The following is a 3,574-nucleotide window of genomic DNA, read 5'->3' as shown; positions in this document are numbered from 1 at the left end:
ACCCATCCCTTATGCGAACAAGCGATCACAAAACCCGTGTCTGTTGGTAAAGACTCTTTATTCCTTATGTAAAGCTTACCTCTTCTTTTTAATAAAAATTTACATACGTGAGCCGCAAGATTATACATAAACATTTCCTCTTCCCTCTATTGTTTGAAAATATATACAAAATTATATCACTTGATATTAATATCTGGTACTAAAAAATAAATGTAACATCTCTTTACACAATAGCTTACCTGCTTCTCTATATATTGTAAAAAAGTAGATATTGAAACCTCTGTTTTTGGTCAACTTGACTAATGACATCCCTTAAAAAACATTTTACTATTAATGTATCATTCTAAATGTAATATTTATTAACATTACATGTGATATAATTAAAGGGGGTTTTTAGGTGAATAACCAAAATCGACCGTTTCGACTAGCTTCATTGGGATTACAGCACGTACTTGCTATGTATGCGGGTGCCATTCTCGTTCCGCTGATGGTGGGGCGCACATTGAATTTAAATGCCCATGACTTATCCTATCTTGTGGCCATTGATTTGCTAACATGCGGACTAGCTACGCTGCTGCAGGCATGGACGAACAGGTGGTTTGGTATTGGTCTTCCTGTTGTACTTGGAAGCTCATTTGTAGCTGTGACTCCTATGATTGCAATTGGAACTCAATATGGAATTAGCGCTGTTTACGGAGCGATTATTGCCGGTGGTATTTTCATCGTACTGGCAGCAAGTTTTTTAGGCAAAATTATTAAATTTTTCCCTCCCGTTGTCACCGGAACGGTTGTGACGATGATTGGTTTATCACTTGTACCATCCGCTGTCCGAAATATGGCAGGAGGAGTGGGAAGCAAAGATTTTGGTTCTCTTTCAAATCTTCTTCTTTCTTTTGGTGTTCTAGCGCTTATTTTAATTTTAAATCGATTTTTCAGCGGTTTTCTTCGTTCTCTTTCCGTGTTAATTGGAATTGTAGCCGGAACAATAGCCGCTATATTAATGGAAAAAGTTGATTTTACTAATTTTAATGAAGCTTCTTGGCTGCACGTTCCCACTCCTTTTTATTTTGGGATGCCCACTTTTGAAATCGGCCCTATTTTAACAATGATTCTCGTATGCTTGGTCATTATTATTGAGTCTACAGGCGTATTTTTAGCGTTAGGAAAGCTGTGTGATCGGGAATTAAAAGAAAAGGATTTTACAAAAGGCTACCGTGCAGAAGGAATCGCCATTGTCCTTGGAGGGCTATTTAATGCTTTCCCTTACAATACATTCGCTCAGAATGTAGGACTGGTTCAATTATCGAAAGTAAAAACAAAAAATGTRGTGGTAGTAGCCGGCTTCATTCTCGTATTACTGGGGCTTGTTCCGAAAATAGCTGCTTTTACAACCATTATTCCCACCCCTGTTTTAGGAGGAGCAATGGTCGTGTTGTTTGGTTTAGTTATTTCATCAGGCATCAAAATGCTAAGTGCTGTTGATTTGTCCAAACAAGAAAATTTGCTGATTATTGCGTGCTCTCTTTCACTCGGCCTTGGTGTAACGGTGGTACCTGATTTATTCGCTCAGCTCCCAAATGCTTTGCGCGTAATTGTAAGCGATGGAGTTATTACGGGAAGTTTAGCTGCCATTTTATTAAATCTCTTTTTTAACACATCAATTGAACGCAAAGTACCTTCTGTCTCTTTGGAGAAGACAGATTATTCAGAAATAAAATAAAGGTGGTGTAATATGAATAACGTATCTGTGCAGTATGTAAATCAACTTAGCAAGCAGCATTTTGTTTCACTAGTTGGTGATATATTTGAGCATTCACCTTGGGTTGCAGAAGAGGCTTATTCTAAAGGCCCTTTCTCTTCCGTTGAACAACTTCATGGCATGATGAAAGAAATTGTAGCGCAAGCGTCTGTAGAAAAACAGCTGAAGCTGCTGCAAGYTCATCCAAATCTAGGTGAAAATATTGCCATGACATCTGCTTCTGCTGAAGAACAAACCAAAGCAGGCTTACAAAACTTAACGCAAGATGAGTATGAACAGTTTTCTTCTCTTAATGGAACGTATATGGAGAAGTTTCCGTTTCCTTTTATTTTGGCAGTACGAGGTAAACAAAAAGAAGATATCTACGAGGCAATGCAAAGTCGTTTACTAAATACCGAGCAAACGGAGTTTGATACAGCATTAGAAGAAGTATATAAGATTGCTTTCTTTCGCTTAACTGATAAAATCACTGAAGATAAGGAGACAAAGAAACGAGCATGACTAAAATCACAACGCATATTTTAGATCTTACCCACGGATGTCCGGCTGCTTTTGTCAAAGTTGATTTTTATCATATTCAGTCGGAAAGTAAACGAATAAAAATTTCACACGGTACTACAAATGAAGACGGGAGGTTAGTAACTCCACTCTTCTCTTCTGAAGCGTTTGAATCAGGAGATTACGAACTTCTGTTTCATATTGGGGAATATTATAAAAAACAAGAAGTCCAAACAACAAATCCGCCCTTTTTAAATCAAGTTTCTGTTCGAGTCGGATTGTCTTCTGAACAAGAACATTATCACGTCCCTTTGCTTGTGTCACCGTGGGGATACCAAATTTATAGAGGAAGTTAAAAAAGAAACGGCGTCTTTAAACGTCGTTTCTTTTTTAGTTCAGCAATTTAGACATATAGTACTCATCAATAAACAAACCGCCAATTCGGAGTGAATGTTTTTTTGTTCCTTCAATTTCGAATCCTACTTTATCATATAAAGAAAGAGCCTTTTCATGCTGTATAGCGACTGTCAGTTCAAGACGATGAATATGGTGTTCTCTCGCCCATTCTTCAAGTGCACCGATTAAAACAGTCCCAATCCCTTGATTTTGGAACGTCTTTCGAATACCTAATGTTAGAGAAGCGATGTGAGCGTTTCGGTTAGCTTCGCCCCCTGTTGCAGCTATATATCCMACAAGCATCTCGCTTTCTTCTGCGACAATAATCGTAGAGTTTGGCTGCTGCTTAAAGATTTCGATGTTTTTCTCCTGTTGATCTGTACTCAGCTTTCGCTCTCCGCTTTCAAACAGCATAAACTTACTTTCTTCTTCAATCTGTTTAAGCAACTCTACAAAGWTTGCAGCATCATGTAATTCTAGTTCTCTAATTTCCATGCTGATCCCCCTTTTTCTGTGTCCCTTTTGTTTGTATATGTATTGGTTCACCTTTATAAAATATAGCTTTACAGTTTCTTACGAAAAATACGACTTTTTAAGAAGTGGAAGTAGAACAAAAAACCTACTAATCTCCCTTTTTTTGAAATGCTTTTTTCCTTTGTATAATTTTAAATCACTTATCAACTTCTGTAAATTTTTTAGGTTTCCTCTTTCGATTTCCATTTATCTTCTTTTTATATAGGTTTGATTTTGATCTAAGGAGACCTTTTATAGAAAACGTATGACTATTATCCTGTTTTTTGTGAAGAAAGAAAGCAATAAATGTAATTTCACTTGTAATCGTTTAGAATAGAAAAAGTGGAAATTTTATGTACCTATCCTCCTTAATTATTGGTCTGTGAAAGGAAATTATTATGAAAGTAC

4 protein-coding genes are annotated in these 3,574 nt (G+C 36.8%); 3 read left to right on the top strand and 1 reads right to left on the bottom strand.

Features of this window, described 5'->3' with window-relative positions:
• Nucleotides 1–397 precede the first annotated feature (397 nt).
• Genes AC1DRF_RS19640 through uraH form a run of 3 tightly spaced genes read left to right on the top strand, consistent with a single transcriptional unit; the run spans nt 398 to nt 2,613 of the window.
• A complete protein-coding gene (locus AC1DRF_RS19640) occupies nt 398–1,720 on the top strand; it encodes a nucleobase:cation symporter-2 family protein (protein WP_427076454.1) in 1,323 nt (440 codons plus the stop codon).
• 12 nt (nt 1,721–1,732) lie between these two features.
• A complete protein-coding gene (uraD, locus tag AC1DRF_RS19635) occupies nt 1,733–2,260 on the top strand; it encodes a 2-oxo-4-hydroxy-4-carboxy-5-ureidoimidazoline decarboxylase (RefSeq protein ID WP_477741461.1) in 528 nt (175 codons plus the stop codon).
• Nucleotides 2,257–2,613, top strand: coding sequence for a hydroxyisourate hydrolase (uraH, locus tag AC1DRF_RS19630; RefSeq protein ID WP_013057215.1), 357 nt, complete (start codon nt 2,257–2,259; stop codon nt 2,611–2,613). Before uraD ends, uraH begins: the two co-directional genes overlap by 4 nt.
• Nucleotides 2,614–2,647: 34 nt before the next feature.
• On the opposite strand, the gene AC1DRF_RS19625 is transcribed toward uraH, so the two are convergent.
• Nucleotides 2,648–3,148 carry an N-acetyltransferase family protein gene (locus AC1DRF_RS19625; RefSeq protein WP_477741460.1) on the bottom strand — a complete coding sequence of 167 codons (501 nt, stop codon included), beginning with the start codon at nt 3,146–3,148 and terminating at the stop codon, nt 2,648–2,650.
• Nucleotides 3,149–3,574: the final 426 nt, after the last annotated feature.

Source organism: Priestia sp. P5_B4 (genome assembly GCF_056400385.1).
The sequence above is the reverse complement of the archived record's forward strand: the minus strand, read 5'-3'. Positions and strand labels throughout refer to the sequence as shown.